The organism is Roseateles subflavus (assembly GCF_030285365.1).
GTDB classification, from domain to species: domain Bacteria; phylum Pseudomonadota; class Gammaproteobacteria; order Burkholderiales; family Burkholderiaceae_C; genus Roseateles_B; species Roseateles_B subflavus.
In genome coordinates this window covers 720,707-737,736 of sequence record NZ_JASVDS010000001.1, presented here as the reverse complement: position 1 = coordinate 737,736, position 17,030 = coordinate 720,707, and the positions used below count along the sequence as shown (strand labels likewise).

The window sequence follows — 17,030 nt, the reverse complement described above, 5'->3', positions numbered from 1 at the left end:
CGCGCTGCATTCGAAAGTCCCCCGGCCACGCCAATGGCCATGGGTCGCCCTGCGCTCCAATTTCCTCGCCTATGTTCGTCTCACATCCCAGCTTCGAGTTCCCAATGCCGCCGGATCACAGCCAGCCCGGTGTGCAGCATTGGCGAATGCTGGAACTCACGCTACAGGCACCATGGTTCCTGCTCTCCGAGGAAGTCGGCGCGCCTGAATTCAGCGCAACCCAGACGCTCTGCATTGCGTGGGAATACGACCTGGCAGACGTCCTTCAAACGATGGATCCATCCCGTGTGAAGGGTCTGGTCTGCATGATGCCCGCGGAGCAACCTGACGCCCCTCCATGGTCTCCACGCGAGATTCAGGAGGTCTGGGTGCACAGCTCTGCAATGGGCCGGCATGTCGTGCTCAGCGACATCGCAGGCAATCAGTTCACTTGTGGTCTGACGCCTGACCATGTGGGCCCGATCAGGAAAGAGCTTTTGCTACGGCTGGCTTCAAGGCCGCTGTGCAAGCAATCAAGCAAACTGCGTGCGAGCAGAGCCAACTAGAGTAGAAGACGTATTCACGCTCCTAAGCACGCTGCAAAGGCATCCGTAGAGCATTGGCTGATCAGTACGCTTGTTTCAATCAATCAGGTCACTCCTACTACCCGAGTGGCAGCTATGCAGCGGGAGCGGTCGTACTTCGCGCTAGCCATGCGAGTCCGCAGTCAGCCAAGACCTGATGCTCACGAAAGTCAGCTTCGCCGCATGTTCTTTGCGCGCTGCGAAACCTGAGTATCGGCAAATGCGCGCTATCACTGCTTGACCGCGGTGCGGTTGGCCTCCACTCCCCCGTCGCTCTGGTTCATCTGCTGTACAGCGGCGAGCCCAGGCACTTGGTTGTCTCGGCCGGACTTACGATGTCTGCGACCAATCAGTGTCCGGCCTGTTCACGGGATGCTTGATCGAACGGCCGGTCCCTCGGGTACTGCTGCCATTTGCAATGGCTCGATGCGCCACGAGGAAAAGCCCACCTAGCTATCTGTTCGGCCTATCGCGGCGGGGTATGGGTGATGCAATCTGATGCGGCCACATAATCGCCGACTCACGAAGAAGTACGATTTAGGGAGATCGCATGTCGGAGAGCCAAGCGCCTATCTACTTTCCACTCGGCCAAGGTGAACGAGCCAGCCACCTGAGGGTCAATCAGTTGCTCGCGCGGACGGTGTACGAGCGCTTGGCACAGATGCTGCACGATTCCCTGCCTGAGAAGAGCGGCGAGGCGAGTAGCGAAATCGAGGAAGAGCGCTTCCAGAGAGAGCGCGCACATTCCACGATCTTTCTGGATGGTGACCGGGGAACGGGCAAAACAACCGTAATCGTGAACCTGCGGCGGTACCTGGAATCGCCGGAGGTGAAGGAACAGTTCCCTGAACTGGCAAACGACGTCCACATCTTCCAGTCCATAGATCCGTCACAGCTGGAGGACGGTGACAACCTGTTCCTGGACGTTGTCGTGGCGGCAGTGTTAGGAGACAAGCAGGTCAACGCGCAGCGAGATCATAAGCAGCAGGAGTGGCAGCTGCTGCACGGCAGTTTGCAAAGGCTGGGCAACGCGCTGCAGGGGAGCGAAACGCAGAATGTTGGCTTCGGGCTGGACAAGTTGCGTGCGTTCATGGGGTCGCGGGAACTGGCGGGCGCCGTCCACGAGTTCTTTTCCAGAGCAGCGACCTTGCTTGGCAAGCGTCTTCTCGTGTTGCCTATCGACGATGTCGACACGACGCTACACCGGGCGTTCGAGAACCTTGAGGTGGTGCGGCGCTACCTGGCGAGCCCGGTTCTGCTGCCTATTGTCTGTGGGGACTTGAGCTTGTATCGCGAGGTCACCTGGCGAGATGCGTTCAAGCGACTGACGAAGGACACGGCGGCCTATCACGAACAGGCAAAGCCCTTCGCCGACGAGCTGGCACGCGAGTATCTGCGCAAGATCCTGCCACTGCATCGCCGCGTGCCGATGCCCGGGGTCGACGATTTACTAAAGAACGAAGGGATCCTGCTCGGCACAGAAGACGAGGCGGCTACTGAGTCACTGCTGACCTTGCCGCAGTTCGGGGCCTGGCTTCAGGCTCTCCTGGCAGGCGCGGTGAACGGTCATGAGAACAGTAAACTTCTCATCCCGATCCCGACCGTGCGGGCGCTGTCGCAGCTACTGTTCCGGGTGCGCAACGAAATCCCCGAGCTTGAGCGGATCCTGGAGACCGCGCGGCAGCCCCTGCCGGAAACAGATTTGATGCGACGCATCTTCTCTAGTTCGATGGGTGCAACGCCAACCAAGGTAAGCATTGCAAAACCGCCTGACCACGACTATCACCCGAATCACGCGGAGTGGCTGCAGACGTGGCGCAATGCGCTGCTAGGCCATTTCGTGTACGAGGCGCGTGCGGGTGCCGTCTGCTTGGTGCTGATGGCTGCGCAGCATTGGCAGAACAAAGTCGCCTCGGTGTTGGCGACGCCACTGTTCGAACCCTTGAAGCAGCTTAATCAGCCGGCGCTGCGCTACATCGAAACAAGAACCGCACTCAATTGGAAGGCAGACCTAGAACTGCGCCTGCCCACACCGTGGGTGCACTCATTGCCCGACGAATCCGTGCTCCCCTTCGCCACGCCGGAGATAGGCCGCGCGGTCAGGCTTGAGCGCCGGAATCCGGACCTGATTGAGGCTGGCGGGCGAGTTCTCCAACTGGTGCTCGACCTAACGACCCACCGGAACTTCTACGCATCGTCCAAGCAGGCGACGCTGATTTGCAGTGGCCGCATCCTGGAACTGGTCGTGACAAGCCTCGTCCGCGACCCTACGTGGCGGGACATCGAACGAATTCAGAATAGCCCGCCCTTCCACAGCGCGGCTGCGGTTGCCGCGACGAAGCCCGTGCTCATCGACAACGATGAGGAGGAAGATGATCCAAACCTGGCTGCCGAGGAAGGGAATGAGGCCTTCAGGCGTGATGTAAACCTGCGTGTCTTCGTTGACGAAATTGTTGCTTGGCGAAAAAAGCATCGAATCAACGAGTGGGTGCAATCCCCTTGGCTGATCTACTGCGCGCTCAATAAGACGTTCAACCAGGCGCCATCCTTCAACAAGCCACTATCCGTGGGCCAACAACCCACGACCGAGCGCACGAGCCTCGTGGTGTCGTCAAGTCTTGCCGCCTTCAACGCGTTCTGGGCGGCCGTGGCGAGTTTCGAGAAAGGCCCCCTATTTAACCTGCCCTTGCAGCTTTCGAACGTGAACCTCAATCCTGAGAGCGACTTTGAAAGCAATGAACTGTTCCTGCAGAACATCGGCCCGCTCCTACGACATGAACACCTTGACGAAACAATCGAAAATGAGAGGGTCATCTCCGTCGCCCGGGCTCTGGCCCAACATCCACTCAGGGCGAAGTTGAATGAGTTGGCAGCGCTCTTGAAGAGGGCCGAGCCACCCCCTCCTTCGCGTCAGTCCCGGCAGGAGCCCTTGTTGACGGCGCGGGAGCGCTTAATTTCGGTCCTTGGCCTGCGCAAGGATCTCAAGCAGCTCAGGGTGGTCACCCTAGTCAAAGCAATTATCGCGCGGGCGGAAGCCAACAGCATGGAGGTGCGGGACTTTGCTAGGCAGGTCTACGACCTTATGGATACCCATCATCGCGGCGAGCCTCTGATGCACAACCTCGAGTCCGCTATGAGAGAGCTTAGCAACAAGCCCTGATGCTGCGCCGTTCCATTCCCGAGCGCGCCCTGGGTGCGCTGTTTGGCGGTGATCTGGCAGCCACCGTGCTCCGTCGCCACCTGGCCGGACTGCTCCGCCCCGACCAATGCCAGCTCAAGATGGCAGCGCTGAGACGGGACCTGAGCGTAGCGATCCAACAGGACATCGATCACCGAACAGGTGGCGTTCTTCGCCTGAACGAGACCTCGCCCGCTGTGCAGAGCTTGTGCGACGAGGCCCTGCTGCACGCCCCGGACATACCAACGCTTGACGCCGCATTTGACGCCGTACTCCAGTTCACCCCTGACGGCGCAGTCGAGTTCAAGGACGTCCGCGTCCAGCAATACGCGCAGACCTTGGCAGAGTTGGATCCCACCGTCCTGGTCGCCTGGCGACTGGTGTGCAGGTCTGAAGCGAAGGGCAACGGGAAGCAGGCGAGCCTTGAAACCGCCGTTGATCGACTCCGCCCGCTCTTCGTAGGCCCGCACTTCGACGGGCAGCCCTTTGCCGAAAATCACGTGCATCTGGCGGGTGTCACGGGAAGCGAACTTGTGCTGGCCCATGTCGTCCTAGGCCAGACGATCCCGCAGGCAAAGTCCGAGCACAAGGATGTGCTGCGGCGGGTCAGGAGAATCCGCCGGGTGCTCTCTTCGCTGGCGACCGACTTGTGGCCGGCGAATGGGGATGTCGACAAGGAGCTGATTAAGCGGTGGGTAGCCCAGGTCCTGCCAGCTATCCCGGACGGTGACAAGGAAGCCGTGCCGGACTCGCATGTGGACTGGGGAACGCTCGCCAGAGGCCTTTCCTCCAACGGAAACGGCCAGGCACAAGTGTGTAGCAACTGGCTGGTGTGGAAGCTGGGGGATACCGCATCTAGGGATCAGTACCAGGCCGCCTGGATTTGGCTGTTCATCGCGTTGTGGCGAACTTATCGCAGCGACAAGATGAACGTGACCGCCCGGGCTGTCATCTTGCTCGTGATCTCTGACATCATGGTGCTACGTCGCCGACTGCTGATGGATGGCAATGGCCTGCGCCGCTTCACCACTCAGTGTTTCGAATCTCCAGTACGCGACGTAGCGAAGCAGCGCGCGCGGTGGGAAGAGTCTTCCTCCGAGGAAACTGCGAGGCGGATATTTGCTCGGCGGGGCGACAAGGCTGCAATCAAGGTCAGGTTGGACAGCCTTGGTAAGGCATGGCTGCCCGCACTGGCGTGCAATGCGAACAAGGTCATCCGCATGCACGAGTGCGACTCGGCTCTGAGCCACGAGCAATCGCGCAACTACTGGCATCTCTGCGCCCACTTCAATCGCGTCAAGGAGGAGCAGCCGCGCCGCCAGCTCTGGGAGCTGGCGAAGACGCTTAGAGACGATCTGCACTCGTACCAAGCTTGGCCGATCACGAGGCCTGCAGGCCACGACGGCAATGGGCTTGAGCCGGAATTCGAGGTGTTCCCCTCGCAGATCATCCGCGGCCTCGACGTCGTTGGCGACGAGACACGTTGGCCCATCGAGCGCTTTGCGCCCATGCTTCGATGGCTCCGAAGCCCTGAAGCCGCCCCTGGGATACCGCGCAAGCTCCCTGAAGGGCCTGGGCAACGGCCCGAGCCTCAACTTCACCTCAGCATCCATGCGGGAGAGGACTATGCGCACCCGCTCTCAGGCTTGCGACATGTAGACGAAACCGTAGACTTTTGCGAAATGGGCGCTGGTGACAGACTGGGCCACGCGCTCGCCCTGGGCATCCCCCCGGACGAATGGCTGCGACGGCACGGCGACGTAACGCTGCCGTTGGACGAACATGTCGACAACCTTATATGGGCATGGCGTCGGGCCGTGGACCTGGGCGACCCGGAGGCCTCCAATCTGGACGAGGCAAGGTGCGTCCTGCCCAGGCTCAAGAAGCGCATCGAGCGCCTGTTGCCGCACGTCTCTTGGTACCCACCTGCCGGTGGCGACGCGCCGCTTACAGAGAAGCACTTGCAGCATCTGCACGAAGCCTGGGCCCTGCGAAAGAACTGCCCCTACAAGGTCCTCCAGCAAGCTGGCAATATCGTTGTTGAGGATACGGATCTGGCAATCGGGGCGCCCGACTGGTTACGCCTGCGGGCCGCACTGGACGGCGCTACCACGGACACAGCGGAAGGCCTGTACGTCCTGCGGGCGAACCACGAGGCGAACCCTTTCCTGGCCGAGAAGAAGCCGGCGTGGCGGGTATGCGTCGCTGCACCGCGGCATGGCCACGTCACGCGGCGCCAGCACGAACTGGAGAATCTCTCTACCGAGGCGATTACGGCAGAAGCCGAGATGCCCATCCCCTGCCTGCACGACCACGACGACGCCGACGACCTGCGCTTCATGCTCGCCTTGCAGGACGCATGCCTGGAGCGCTACGCGCAACTGGGCCTCGCTATCGAAGCCAACCCGAGCTCCAACGTTTACATCGGCCAACTGCAGACGCACAGCGACCACCCGATCTACCGCTGGAATCCACCGGACGCGGCGGACTTGAACAAGGGGCGTTGCTTTAACCTGTTTGGTCTCCGCTCCAAACCTATGCCGGTCACAATCAACACCGATGACCCCGGCATGATCCCGACTACCCTGCGCCTGGAGCACCACCTCATTCACGAAGGGGCAATCGACCGGGGATACTCAGAGCAAAAGGCAGCCGCTTGGATCGAGAAGTTGCGGCAGTTTGGCCTAGATCTGTTCGACGCGGCGCACAAGTAGTTCGCAAAATTTGCGCCGACCTATCCAGATGTGCTCGCTGCCTAGCTTCGTTCTCTTGAGCGCGCGCTGGTTTTGATCTGAGCGGACAAGTGCTGCGTTCACTACCGGAATGACTGGTTTTCGGGCGGCGAATCGGTGATTCGAAGCTCTGCTCAGGCCCGAAAGCTGTCGGCTGCTAAGCCCGCCTCAAGCGACAGCTTGCAGCCTAGTGAAGCCCTTTCGCACCTAGTTGCGACTCTGAGCAAGCAAGCAATGCGAGCAGTACGAACCGAACCTGTTAGTCAGCGTGGCCGGTACCAGCAGGAGGCAGGTCAGTTCCCTTGGCATTCACTGCTGCCTTCAAAAACCAGTGCAGCTGCGCCAGAAGTTGACACTTTCCCAAAGGTAGCCGCCAACAACCCAGAGGCTTCATTGGGCACTACTCATGAGCAACAAGAAAATAGCCCCCAGCCATGGGGGCTGGGGGCTCTTTGTTTACCGTTCAGGTAAAGGTAGATCCTAGAAGGGAATATCGTCATCCATGTCATCAAACCCGGTGGCCGGACGCTGGGCCGGAGCCGGCGCCGGACGGGGAGCCGGGGCGCGAGGCGCCGCGGCGCGCGGGGCGCGGGCTTCGCCGCCGCCGAAGTCGTCGCCACCGCCCTGCGGGGCGCTGCGCTCGCGGTTGTAGCCGCCACCGCCGCCACCGCCGAAGTCGTCACCGCCGCCGCTGTCACGGCCGCCCAGGAGCTGCATCTGCTCGGCGATGATCTCGGTGGTGTACTGGTCGCGGCCTTCCTTGTCCTGCCACTTGCGGGTCTTCAGGCGGCCCTCGACGTAGACCGGGCGGCCCTTCTTCAGGTACTCGCCGGCAATCTCGGCCAGGCGGTCATAGAAGACCACGCGGTGCCATTCGGTCTCTTCCTGGCGCTCACCGCCTTCGCGGCTCTTCCAGTTGCGGGTGGTCGCCAGGCTGATGTTGCAGACCGCGGCGCCGCTGGGGGTGTAGCGAACCTCGGGGTCACGACCCAGGTTGCCAATGAGGATGACTTTGTTGACGGATGCCATGGAAGCGCCTGCGGACTAAAGATTCAAAGCCCCGATTATGCCTGCCCCCTTCCAGACGGCAGATGCGGGAATCCGTCCGGTTCAGGAGCCTTTGAGGGGGCCTCGTACCCGCCGCGCAACACCGACGGCCGCCCCCCCCGCCCTACACTGGAACGCTCCATCTAGGTGCAAGTGAGGCCGGCGGCATGACTGCGATCGAGGCGTTTTCCCTGTGTGTCTGCGTGGCTCTGGGCGCGGTGGGACTGTGCTGCCTGAGCCTCTGGCGCCGCCTGGACGACCTCGTGTTCCGGCACTTCGCCATCGTCTGTCTGATCGGGGCCGCCTTCTACGCCGCGGACCGCGCCACGCTGCCGACCAGCCCCCGGCCCAATCTGCTGGCGGCCGCCATCGGCCTGGCCATGGCGCTGGCGCTGCTGTGGGGCACGGCCCTGACCCGTGCGCACCGCACCCCCCGACTCGTGCTGCAGACCCTCGTCCTGCAGGGTGTGATCGCCGTGGCCTGGTGGACCGCCGCCGCCCTGAGCAGCATGGACCGCCCCACCTTCTTCCTGGGCTACAGCCTGATGTTCGTCGCCCAGGTGGGCCTGTGGGGCGTCCAGCAGGGCCTGCGCTCGCTGATCGCGCACTGGCCGATGACGGCCGCGCTGCTCATGGTGCCGATCAGCGTGGGCTGGTCCTTCCTGACCCAGCAGGATCCCATCGTGCTGCGCTACGTCATGGGCCTGGCCGGCTTCCTGCTGGGGCTGGCCGTGATGGTCAACCGGATGCTCGGCGAGCGGCACGCCGCCCACCGCAATCTGCGCTCGCTGCGGTCCACGCAGGAGCAGCTGCACTCGGTGGTGGCGGCCATGGCCTCCGGCTCGGACGAGGTGGCGATGGCCGGCGAGCGCATGTCGCAGGGCGCCCAGCAGCTGGCGATCCGCACGGACCAGCAGACCGCGAGCCTGCGCTCGCTGTCGGAGTCCGTGCAGGGCTCGGTGGACCAGGTCCAGAGCACGGCCACCAACATCACCGCGGTGGACCGCCAGTGCGCTGAGCTCAGCACGCAGGCCCGCCGGGGGACGGACGTCGTCCAGACCGCGGTGCAGAGCATCGAGCTGATCAGCCAGCGCTCGTCGGAGATGCGCGAGGCGCTGGCGCTCATCGAGTCCATCGCCTTCCAGACCAACATCCTCGCGCTGAACGCCGCCATCGAGGCCGCCCGCGCCGGCACGGCCGGGCGCGGCTTTGCCGTGGTGGCCAGCGAGGTGCGCAGCCTCTCGGCCCGCACCACGGAGGCCGCCGGGCAGGTGAAGGGGCTCATCGAGCGCGCCACCCGGCAGTCGCAGCAGGGCATGGACCAGATCATGAGCGTCCAGCAGCAGCTGCGGGCCGTGCTGGAGGGCGTCAGCACGGTGGCCGAGCACACGCGCACGCTCTCGACCGACGCCCAGACCCAGAGCCAGGAGCTCGTCCAGATGATGCAGGCGCTGCGGGACCTCGCGGCCCTGACGGACGACAACGCCTCGCTGGTGGCGGAATCGGTGATGACGGCCGACAGCATGAACCAGAGCGCCTCGGCCCTTCGCAGCATGGTGGCCGGGCTGCAGCAGGCGGAATCAGGCCCCCACGGCGCCTCCCGCGCGGCGGCCGCGGCCCCGAGGCCGGCCCCCCAGCCCCCTGCGCCGCCCCCGGCCGCCACCAGCGCCGTGGACTTCTTCTGAAGCGGTCGCAGTCGCATCCGATGCCTTGATTCCCGCATTTGGGCCCGCCGCCCGCCCGCCGGGCCCGGCGCTGCCTAAGATGCCGGCATGGATCCCCTGATCGCCTCCGCCCCGCCGTCGCCCGCCGCCGGTGCCGCCGCGCCCGGCTCGCGCCGGCTGTGGCTGGGCTATGCCGGCATCTGCGCCTTGACCTGGGGGCTCTTCGTGCTGGCTGGCACGGAGTTCCAGCGCGGGCCGTGGAAGGTCTGGGAGGCGCTGCTGCAGGCGACGATGACGCTGTGGGCGCCCGCCCTGATGGGCGCGGCCGTCTATCCCTGGATGCGCCGGGTGAGCCGCCGCAGCCGGCCGGCCTGGCTGCTGGGGCTGATGCACGCCGGCGCGGCGGTGCTGTTCGCCGGCGTCTGGCTGCTGCTGGACTACGCCCTGGCGCGGGCCCTGTTCGGCAGCGAGCACGCGGATGCCCTGCTGGCCCAGTACATCCTGTGGCGCGCCATCTGGGGCCTGATCGTCTATGCCGCGCTGGCCACGGGCTTCGGCGCGGTCTTCAGCGCCCGACGCGCCCGGGCCCTGGCCGTCGCGGCGGCGCAGGCGGAGTCGGCCCTGGCACGCGCCGAGCTGTCGGCCATCAGCGGCAAGCTCAATCCGCATTTCCTCTTCAACACGCTCAACTCGCTGATCGCCCTCACGCGCAAGGACGCCCGGGCCGCCGAGCAGGCGCTGCTGCGCTTCGCCGGCATGCTGCGCTACGTGCTGGACAGCAAGCGCAGCGCCACCGACCGCGTGGACCTGCAGCAGGAGCTGGACTTCGTGCGCGACTACCTCGCCCTCGAGGCCCTGCGCCTGGGCCCGCGCCTGCAGGTGAGCTGGGCGCTCGACGAGGCCGTGCTGCAGGACGAAGTGCCGCCGCTCACGCTGCAGCCCCTGGTCGAGAACTGCATCGTGCATGGCCTGGCGCCGCGCGTGCAGGGCGGCACCATCCGCATCAGCGCACAGCGGGACGCCCTCAACGGCGGACTGAACCTGTGCGTACAGGATGACGGCGAGGGCTGCGACCCGGCCCGCCTGGACGCCGAGCGCCCCGGGCGCAGCGGCATCGGGCTGGGCGCGCTGCGCCGCCGCTTCGCGCTCGACTACGACGGCCGCGCCCGCCTGCGCGTCCACACGCAACCCGGCGCCGGTTTCCGCGTCGACCTCTGGATCCCGCAAGCCACATGAACGCTTCCCCCATCCGCACCCTCATCGCCGAGGACGAGCCCCTGGCCGCCGAAAGCCTGGCCGAGTGGGTCCACGCCCTGCCGCAGCTGGAGCTCGTGGCGCAGTGCAGCGACGGCCCGGCGGCGCTGGAGGCCGTCCGGCGCCTGCAGCCGGGCCTGGTCTTCATGGACATCCAGATGCCCGGCATGACCGGCCTGCAGGTCCTGCGCGCGCTCGGCGAGGCGGGCCTGGCCCAGAGCCCGGCCGTGATCTTCACCACCGCCTACGACGAGCACGCCCTGGCGGCCTTCGAGCTGCACGCCGTGGACTACCTGCTCAAGCCCTTCTCGCAGGAGCGCTTCGAGGAGGCCGTGCAGCACGCGCTGCAGACGGTGGGCCACCTGCAGCAGTGGCAGGGCGCGCTGGAGACCGCGGCCCTGCCCGGCGCCGAGCTGGAGCCGCTGCAGCGCATCCTGGTGCGGGACCAGGGCAAGATCTTCCCGCTGCAGGTCGAGGCCATCGAGTACCTGCGCTCCGACACGAAGTACACCGCCGTCGCCAGCCGCGGGCGCCAGTTCCTCGTGCGCCTGCCCATCACGGCCTTCGAGCAGCGGCTGGATCCGCTGCGCTTCCTGAAGCTGCAGCGCAGCTGCATCGTCAACCTCGACTTCGTCGAGTCCATGAGCCCGGACGAGAACTCCCAGCTGGTGGTCCAGATGCGCGACGGCACGCGCTTCACGGCCAGCCGCGAGGTCTCCAAGCGTTTGCGTGAGCAGTCGATATGAGCGCCTCCCACCTGCCCCTGTCTCTGGCCTCCCGGTGCCTGGCCCTGGCCTGCGCGCTGGCCGTCCTGCCCTTGGCGGCCCGCGCCGACGAGCCCGAGGGCCGGCTCTACACGCCCGGCCCCTTCGACCGCCTCGAGATTGCCGGCACCGCGCAGCTGCGCCTGGTGCAGGGCCCGCGGGACCAGGTCTTCATCGTGGGGGACGCCGAGCTGCAGAAGGACGTCACCGTCGAGCTGCAGAACGACAAGCTGCTCATCCGCCCATCCGGCACCTGGAAGTTCTGGAACAGCCAGCGCCTGCTGGTGGACGTGAGCATGCGCAATCTGCGCCAGCTGGTGATCTCCGGCGCGGTCGACCTGCGGGCCGCGGAGCCCGTCCGGCTTCAGCGCGTGGCCATCCATATTTCAGGTGCGGGGCAGGTGCGCTTCGACGACCTCGTGGCCGAGCAGCTGAGCTTCGGCATCTCGGGCTCGGGCGAGGGGCAGCTCAAGGGGCAGGTCCACGAGCTGAACCTGCAGGTCACCGGCAAGGGCAAGCTGCTGGCCGAGCAGCTGCGTGCCGATCAGGCCACGGTGGCCATCAGCGGCATCGGGCAGGCCAATCTGTGGGTCACCGACGAGCTGCGGGTGAGCGTCTCCGGCATCGGCACGGTCGAGTACTGGGGCGCCCCGGAAGTCAAGCGCCGCACGAGCGGACTCGCCAAGGTCAATGCCCTGGGCGAGAAGCCGCCGCGCTGAGCGCCCGGCCGCTCAGGGCTCGCCGTCCCAGTAGTCCAGGCCGGCGTCGCGGCGCTGCAGGAAGGCCGAACCCTTGCTGGAGAAGACGCCGATCTTGTCGGAGTCCGGGTACTCGCACACCTCCGGCCGCTCCTGCGTGCTGATCGACAGATAGGTGAGGTCCGCTGCCGAGGTGTTGAGGAGGTGGTGCGGGTAGTCCGGGCCGCAGGGGATGAAGATCACGTCCCCCGCCTTCACGGGCAGGCGCTCGCCGGCCACGCGCAGGGTGCCCTCGCCGGCCAGGATGATGAACATCTCCTCCTGCGTGTGGTGGAAGTGGTAGGGGCAGCTCTGCTTGCCGGGCGGCACGGTGTCGATGCCGCAACCGAGCTTGCGCGCCAGGGTGCCGTCCGACACGCCGGCCACGCGGCTCTCGTACAGCGGCGCGCGCTCGAACAGCTCGCGCGGCACCTCCTGGTGGTTGCGGATCAGCTTGCGGCGCAATTCGGCGGCGCGGTCGGGATCGGTCTCGCTCATGGCAACACTCCAGGCTGGCAAGCGGCCCATCTTACGCAGCCGCAGCGCCCGGCAGCGCCCGGGACAGGGCCGCGGAAGGCGCGCATTTCCGGCGGTTTGCCCCGCTCCACCGCCTTGCGGACGGGCGCGACGGGCGAAGCGCGTACCATTGCGCGCTTGCCATGCCCGCACCCGTCCCGTCCTCCCTCCCCTTGACCCTCCTGCAGGAGGTCTTCGGCTACAGCGCCTTCCGCGGCGAACAGGCCGCCATCGTCGACCATGTCTGCGCGGGCGGCGACGCGCTCGTGCTCATGCCCACGGGCGGCGGCAAGAGCCTGTGCTACCAGGTCCCGGCCATTGCCCGGCACCGCCAGGGGCACGGCGTGGCGATCGTCGTGAGTCCCCTCATCGCGCTGATGCACGACCAGGTCGGCGCGCTCGAGGAAGCCGGCGTGCATGCCGCCTTCCTCAACTCCAGCCTCAGCAGCGAGGAAGCCCAGCACGTCGAGCGCGAGCTGATGAGCGGCCGCCTCACGCTGCTCTATGCCGCGCCGGAGCGCATCACCACGCCGCGCTTCCTGGCCCAGCTCACCCACCTGCAGGAGAAGGGGCTGCTGAGCCTCTTCGCCATCGACGAGGCGCACTGCGTGAGCCAGTGGGGCCACGACTTCCGCAGCGAGTACCTCGCCCTGTCGACCCTGCACGAGCGCTTCCCGGAGGTGCCGCGCATCGCGCTCACCGCCACGGCCGACGAGCTCACGCGGGCCGACATCATCGAGCGCCTGGCCCTGCAGGACGCGCGGGTCTTCATCTCCAGCTTCGACCGCCCCAACATCCGCTACGCCATCGTCGAGAAGGAGAAGCCGCGCGAGCAGCTGCTGCGCTTCATCCAGGACGAGCACGAGGACGAGGCGGGCATCGTCTACTGCCAGAGTCGCAAGAAGGTCGAGGAGACCGCCGCCTGGTTGACGGGCGAGGGCATCCGCGCGCTGCCCTACCATGCCGGCCTCGACGCCGACCTGCGCATGCGCCACCAGGACCGCTTCCTGCGCGAGGAAGGCCTGGTGATGGTCGCGACCATCGCCTTCGGCATGGGCATCGACAAGCCCGACGTGCGCTTCGTCGCCCACCTGGACCTGCCCAAGAACATCGAGGCCTACTATCAGGAAACGGGCCGTGCGGGCCGTGACGGCGAGCCCGCCGACGCCTGGATGGCCTACGGCCTGGCCGACGTGGTGAACCAGCGCCGCATGATCGACGAAAGCCCCGCCGGCGAGGAGTTCAAGAAGATCCAGCGCGGCAAGCTCGACGCCCTGCTCGCGCTGGCCGAGGCCACCGACTGCCGCCGCGTGCGCCTGCTCGCCTACTTCGACGAGACCTACTGCGACCCGCAGGGCCGCCCGCTGCAGCAGTGCGGCTTCTGCGACAACTGCCTGCACCCGCCGGCGACGTGGGACGGCACGGAGGCGGCGCGCAAGCTGCTGTCCTGCATCTACCGCTTCCACCAGAACGGCGGGCAGCGCTTCGGCGCCGGGCACCTGATCGACGTGCTGCGCGGCAAGATGAGCGACAAGGTCGCGCAGTACGGCCACCAGCACCTCAGCACCTGGGCCATCGGCGCGGACCTGAGCGAGGCCCAGTGGCGTGGCGTGCTGCGCCAGCTCGTCGCGCTGGGGCATGTGTTCGCGGAGGGCGAGTACAGCACCCTCGCACTGGCCGACAGCGCACGCCGCGTGCTGCGCGGCGAGGTGAGCATCCGCCTGCGGGTGGCCACGCAGGCACCGAAGCGGGGCAAGGTCAGCCGCAGTGGCGGCACCGCGGCCAAGGGCGCGCCGGTGGACCTGGAGCCCGCCGCCCTCGCCCGCTTCGAGCTGCTCAAGGCCTGGCGGGCCGAGGTCGCCCGCGAGCACAGCCTGCCGGCCTACGTGATCTTCCAGAACGTCACGCTGGCCGAGATGGCCCGCCAGCGGCCGCAGACGCTCGACGAGCTCGGCCAGATCAGCGGCGTGGGCGCCAAGAAGCTGGAGGCTTACGGGCGCGAGATCCTCAGGGTGCTGGACGCCTCCTGAGTCTGGACCCAGGTCTTGAGCGCGCGGCCGTAGTCCAGGCCCAGCTGGTAGCCCTGCCAGGCCATGACGGCGCACAGGATGATGCGGGCGACGGTGTTGCAGCTCATGGGGCGCTCCTGGGTTCGGTGAATGTCGGTCCGTGGCGGCTGCCGTGGATCCATGAACTGAAGGATGCCGGGCGGAGGGACGGTCGTCGCAGCCCATGCGGCGAATGGCCGTCTTTGCGGATGAGTGGCGGGCGCCGGGCCGGGGTCGGCGTCCGATCGGGCATCGGGCATCGGCGCGCGCATCGGCCCGATCACCCGCCCGGGCGGTCCGGAAAAAGCAAAAGCCCGGCCGAAGCCGGGCTTTGCGATGGGATGGCAATCAGCGCAGGGCTGAGCCGTTCATGACACGCTGGAATCAGCGCGGCGGCCGTTGATGACGACCTGGGGCAGTTGCTGGATCTGGGCGACCTGATCGGCGCGCTTGCCCTGGATGAACACGGGTTCGAGCTTGACGATCTGGCTGCGGAACTCGGCGTCACGGTCGACTTGCACGCGCACGCCGGTGAAGAGGGCAGCAGTGGCGGCGACGCCGACGACGAAAGCGATGTAGCTGGTAGAGCGGGTGGTCATGGTGGAACTCCTTGCGTTGATTGATCCGGTGACTGAAGTTTCGTCAATAGGGGGCCACCCCGAAACCTGCAGGCGATGAAAGCGCAGCCGGTGCGGGTGAACTGCATCCAGCCGCGATGAACGAACGGCAGGGAGGGGCCGCGCTGGCAAGATGCAGCCTGCACCCCGGACGCCCCCATGACCTCTGACACCACCCTTCTCGCCTCCCGGCAACTGCAGGCCCTGCTCGATGCCACCTGGGCCCGCGACATGGCCGCGGACCCGCTGCTGGCGACCTACGTCGGCGAGACCGCCCACAACACCGCCTGGCCGGACCTGAGCCCCGCGGCCCGCGCCGCCCGCCAGGCCGCGGACCGCGACGCCCTCGCACAGCTTCAGACGATCCCGCGCGACGCACTGCCCGAGCAGGAAGCACTCACTCACGAGCTGTTCGAGCAGGAGCTTCAGGGCCGCCTCCGCCTCCAGGCCTTCTTCCACGAGGCCTATGCCATCACCGCCCGGGAAGGCCCGCAGAGCCTCAACGAACTGGCCGAGCTGATGCCGCTGGACACGCCCGCCGACGTGCAGGTGTGGCTGCGACGGCTGCAGGGCCTGCCGGGCTATCTGGCGCAGTTCCAGGCGCTGCTGGCCGAGGCGGTGGCCCGCGGCCACACGCAGCCGCGCTTCCTGATGGAGCGGGTGCTGGCGCCGCTCGACGCCCAGCTGGTGGACGATCCCACCGCGAGCCCCTTCTTCAGCGCCTTCCACGCGCTGCCAGCCGCCTGGCCCGAGGCCGAGGCCCTGCGCGCCGCGGCGATCGCCGTGATCCGTGAGCAGGTCGTGCCGGCCTATCGGCGCTTCCGCGCCTTCTTTGCCGAGGACTACCTCGGCGCCTGCCGCGAGAGCCACGGCATCTGGGACAGCCCCCAGGGCGAGGCCTACTACGCGAACCGCATCGCGCACCACACCAGCACGCCGCTCAGCGCGCAGGACATCCACCAGATCGGCCTGGCCGAGGTGGCGCGCATCCAGGACGAGATGCAGGCGGTCATGGCGTCCCTGGACTTCGAGGGCAGCCTGCAGGACTTCTTCGAGTGGCTGCGCACCGATCCACGCTTCTACGCACCGGACGCGGACTCGCTCTTTGCCGCCTACGTGCTGGCCTGCAAGCGCATCGACCCCGAGCTGCCCAAGCTCTTCGGCACGCTGCCGCGCACCCCCTACGGCGTGCGCCCCATCCCGGACACGAGCGCGCCGAACACGACGGCGGCCTACTACGCGGGGCCCTCGGAAGACGGCCGGCGCGCCGGCTACTACTACGTCAACCTCTACCGGCCGGAGATGCGCCCGCTGTACGAGGTGGAGGTGCTGACCACGCACGAGGCCGTGCCGGGGCACCACCTGCAGATCGCGCTGGCGCAGGAGCAGGGCGCGCTGCCCAAGTTCCGGCGCTTCGCGGCCTACAACGGCTATCTGGAAGGCTGGGCGCTGTACGCAGAGCGGCTGGGCTACGAGCTCGGGCTCTACCGTGATCCCTTCTCGCACTTCGGCCAGCTGACCTACGACATGTGGCGCGCCGTGCGCCTGGTGGTGGACACCGGCATCCACGCCATGCGCTGGACACGCGAGGAGGCCATCGACTATTTCCGCGCCCATGCGGCGAAGTCGGAGGTGGACATCGTCAACGAGATCGACCGCTACATCGGCTGGCCGGCGCAGGCGCTGTCCTACAAGATCGGTCAGCTGCACCTGCTGGCGCTGCGCAGCCGGGCCGAGCAGGCGCTGGGCGCGCGTTTCGACCTGCGCGCCTTCCACGACGCCGTGCTGGCGGGCGGGGCGGTGCCACTGGACATGCTGGCGCGGCGGATCGACGACTGGATCCGCCGGCAGGGCTGACGCCGGCAGCGGCGAGCGGGCAGGGCCCGCCGCTGCGCTCACGCCGCCCGCCA

The 17,030-nt window shown here is 66.7% G+C and carries 13 protein-coding genes; 9 read left to right on the top strand and 4 right to left on the bottom strand.

All coding sequences use genetic code 11. The features are described 5' to 3' along the window. The first annotated feature begins 146 nt into the window (after positions 1-146). The 3 genes from QRD43_RS03445 (at position 147) to QRD43_RS03435 (ending at position 6,455) form a co-directional block, all read left to right on the top strand. On the top strand, positions 147-545 hold the full coding sequence (locus tag QRD43_RS03445; RefSeq protein ID WP_285981071.1) for a hypothetical protein: 399 nt from the start codon (positions 147-149) through the stop codon (positions 543-545). Positions 546-1,113: 568 nt separating this feature from the next. Next, on the top strand, positions 1,114-3,723 hold the full coding sequence (rdrA, locus tag QRD43_RS03440) for an antiviral RADAR system adenosine triphosphatase RdrA (RefSeq protein ID WP_285981070.1): 2,610 nt from the start codon (positions 1,114-1,116) through the stop codon (positions 3,721-3,723). After that, positions 3,723-6,455 (top strand): amidohydrolase family protein, encoded by a 2,733-nt coding sequence (locus tag QRD43_RS03435; RefSeq protein WP_285981069.1) that lies wholly within the window; start codon positions 3,723-3,725, stop codon positions 6,453-6,455. The genes rdrA and QRD43_RS03435 overlap by 1 nt, the downstream gene beginning before the upstream one ends. 498 nt (positions 6,456-6,953) lie before the next feature. Here QRD43_RS03435 and ssb read toward each other — a convergent pair whose 3' ends face one another. Beyond that, complete coding sequence (gene ssb / locus QRD43_RS03430; RefSeq protein WP_285981068.1) at positions 6,954-7,502, bottom strand: single-stranded DNA-binding protein; 549 nt, start codon at positions 7,500-7,502, stop codon at positions 6,954-6,956. A 185-nt stretch (positions 7,503-7,687) separates the two neighbouring features. Between ssb and QRD43_RS03425 the strand changes: the two genes are divergently transcribed. The 4 genes from QRD43_RS03425 (at position 7,688) to QRD43_RS03410 (ending at position 11,921) form a co-directional block, all read left to right on the top strand. Continuing rightward, positions 7,688-9,205: a methyl-accepting chemotaxis protein gene (locus QRD43_RS03425; RefSeq protein WP_285981067.1), complete on the top strand. Its 1,518-nt coding sequence runs from the start codon at positions 7,688-7,690 to the stop codon at positions 9,203-9,205. Between the two features lie 87 nt (positions 9,206-9,292). Beyond that, positions 9,293-10,420 carry a sensor histidine kinase gene (locus QRD43_RS03420; protein WP_285981066.1) on the top strand — a complete coding sequence of 376 codons (1,128 nt, stop codon included), beginning with the start codon at positions 9,293-9,295 and terminating at the stop codon, positions 10,418-10,420. Then, a complete protein-coding gene (locus QRD43_RS03415; RefSeq protein ID WP_285981065.1) occupies positions 10,417-11,184 on the top strand; it encodes a LytR/AlgR family response regulator transcription factor in 768 nt (255 codons plus the stop codon). The genes QRD43_RS03420 and QRD43_RS03415 overlap by 4 nt, the downstream gene beginning before the upstream one ends. Continuing rightward, a complete protein-coding gene (locus tag QRD43_RS03410) occupies positions 11,181-11,921 on the top strand; it encodes a head GIN domain-containing protein (protein ID WP_285981064.1) in 741 nt (246 codons plus the stop codon). Before QRD43_RS03415 ends, QRD43_RS03410 begins: the two co-directional genes overlap by 4 nt. Positions 11,922-11,933: 12 nt before the next feature. On the opposite strand, the gene QRD43_RS03405 is transcribed toward QRD43_RS03410, so the two are convergent. Then, positions 11,934-12,437 carry a cupin domain-containing protein gene (locus tag QRD43_RS03405; RefSeq protein ID WP_285981063.1) on the bottom strand — a complete coding sequence of 168 codons (504 nt, stop codon included), beginning with the start codon at positions 12,435-12,437 and terminating at the stop codon, positions 11,934-11,936. Positions 12,438-12,598: 161 nt separating this feature from the next. Here QRD43_RS03405 and recQ point away from each other — a divergent pair, with 161 nt between their 5' ends. Beyond that, the gene (gene recQ / locus QRD43_RS03400) at positions 12,599-14,485 is read left to right on the top strand and encodes a DNA helicase RecQ (RefSeq protein ID WP_285981062.1); all 1,887 of its coding nucleotides are present in this window, start codon (positions 12,599-12,601) and stop codon (positions 14,483-14,485) included. On the opposite strand, the gene QRD43_RS03395 is transcribed toward recQ, so the two are convergent. Together QRD43_RS03395 and QRD43_RS03390 are read right to left on the bottom strand one after the other, a co-directional pair. Next, positions 14,446-14,592 carry a hypothetical protein gene (locus tag QRD43_RS03395; RefSeq protein WP_285981061.1) on the bottom strand — a complete coding sequence of 49 codons (147 nt, stop codon included), beginning with the start codon at positions 14,590-14,592 and terminating at the stop codon, positions 14,446-14,448. The two genes, recQ and QRD43_RS03395, sit on opposite strands and share 40 nt — an antisense overlap. Before the next feature lie 279 nt (positions 14,593-14,871). After that, entirely contained in the window at positions 14,872-15,102 is a 231-nt protein-coding gene (locus QRD43_RS03390) for a hypothetical protein (RefSeq protein WP_285981060.1), read from the bottom strand. 177 nt (positions 15,103-15,279) lie between these two features. Between QRD43_RS03390 and QRD43_RS03385 the strand changes: the two genes are divergently transcribed. Continuing rightward, positions 15,280-16,977: a DUF885 domain-containing protein gene (locus QRD43_RS03385; protein WP_285981059.1), complete on the top strand. Its 1,698-nt coding sequence runs from the start codon at positions 15,280-15,282 to the stop codon at positions 16,975-16,977. Positions 16,978-17,030 lie beyond the last annotated feature (53 nt).

What these genes read in the sequence shown, in the direction of transcription:
- recQ (WP_285981062.1), top strand. Translation starts at nt 12,599, where the DNA reads ATGCCCGCACCCGTCCCGTCCTCCCTCCCCTTGACCCTCCTGCAGGAG.
- QRD43_RS03425 (WP_285981067.1), top strand. Translation starts at nt 7,688, where the DNA reads ATGACTGCGATCGAGGCGTTTTCCCTGTGTGTCTGCGTGGCTCTGGGC.
- QRD43_RS03415 (WP_285981065.1), top strand. Translation starts at nt 10,417, where the DNA reads ATGAACGCTTCCCCCATCCGCACCCTCATCGCCGAGGACGAGCCCCTG.
- QRD43_RS03435 (WP_285981069.1), top strand. Translation starts at nt 3,723, where the DNA reads ATGCTGCGCCGTTCCATTCCCGAGCGCGCCCTGGGTGCGCTGTTTGGC.
- QRD43_RS03390 (WP_285981060.1), bottom strand. Translation starts at nt 15,102, where the DNA reads ATGACCACCCGCTCTACCAGCTACATCGCTTTCGTCGTCGGCGTCGCC.
- QRD43_RS03405 (WP_285981063.1), bottom strand. Translation starts at nt 12,437, where the DNA reads ATGAGCGAGACCGATCCCGACCGCGCCGCCGAATTGCGCCGCAAGCTG.
- QRD43_RS03410 (WP_285981064.1), top strand. Translation starts at nt 11,181, where the DNA reads ATGAGCGCCTCCCACCTGCCCCTGTCTCTGGCCTCCCGGTGCCTGGCC.
- QRD43_RS03385 (WP_285981059.1), top strand. Translation starts at nt 15,280, where the DNA reads ATGACCTCTGACACCACCCTTCTCGCCTCCCGGCAACTGCAGGCCCTG.
- QRD43_RS03420 (WP_285981066.1), top strand. Translation starts at nt 9,293, where the DNA reads ATGGATCCCCTGATCGCCTCCGCCCCGCCGTCGCCCGCCGCCGGTGCC.
- ssb (WP_285981068.1), bottom strand. Translation starts at nt 7,502, where the DNA reads ATGGCATCCGTCAACAAAGTCATCCTCATTGGCAACCTGGGTCGTGAC.
- QRD43_RS03445 (WP_285981071.1), top strand. Translation starts at nt 147, where the DNA reads ATGCTGGAACTCACGCTACAGGCACCATGGTTCCTGCTCTCCGAGGAA.
- QRD43_RS03395 (WP_285981061.1), bottom strand. Translation starts at nt 14,592, where the DNA reads ATGAGCTGCAACACCGTCGCCCGCATCATCCTGTGCGCCGTCATGGCC.
- rdrA (WP_285981070.1), top strand. Translation starts at nt 1,114, where the DNA reads ATGTCGGAGAGCCAAGCGCCTATCTACTTTCCACTCGGCCAAGGTGAA.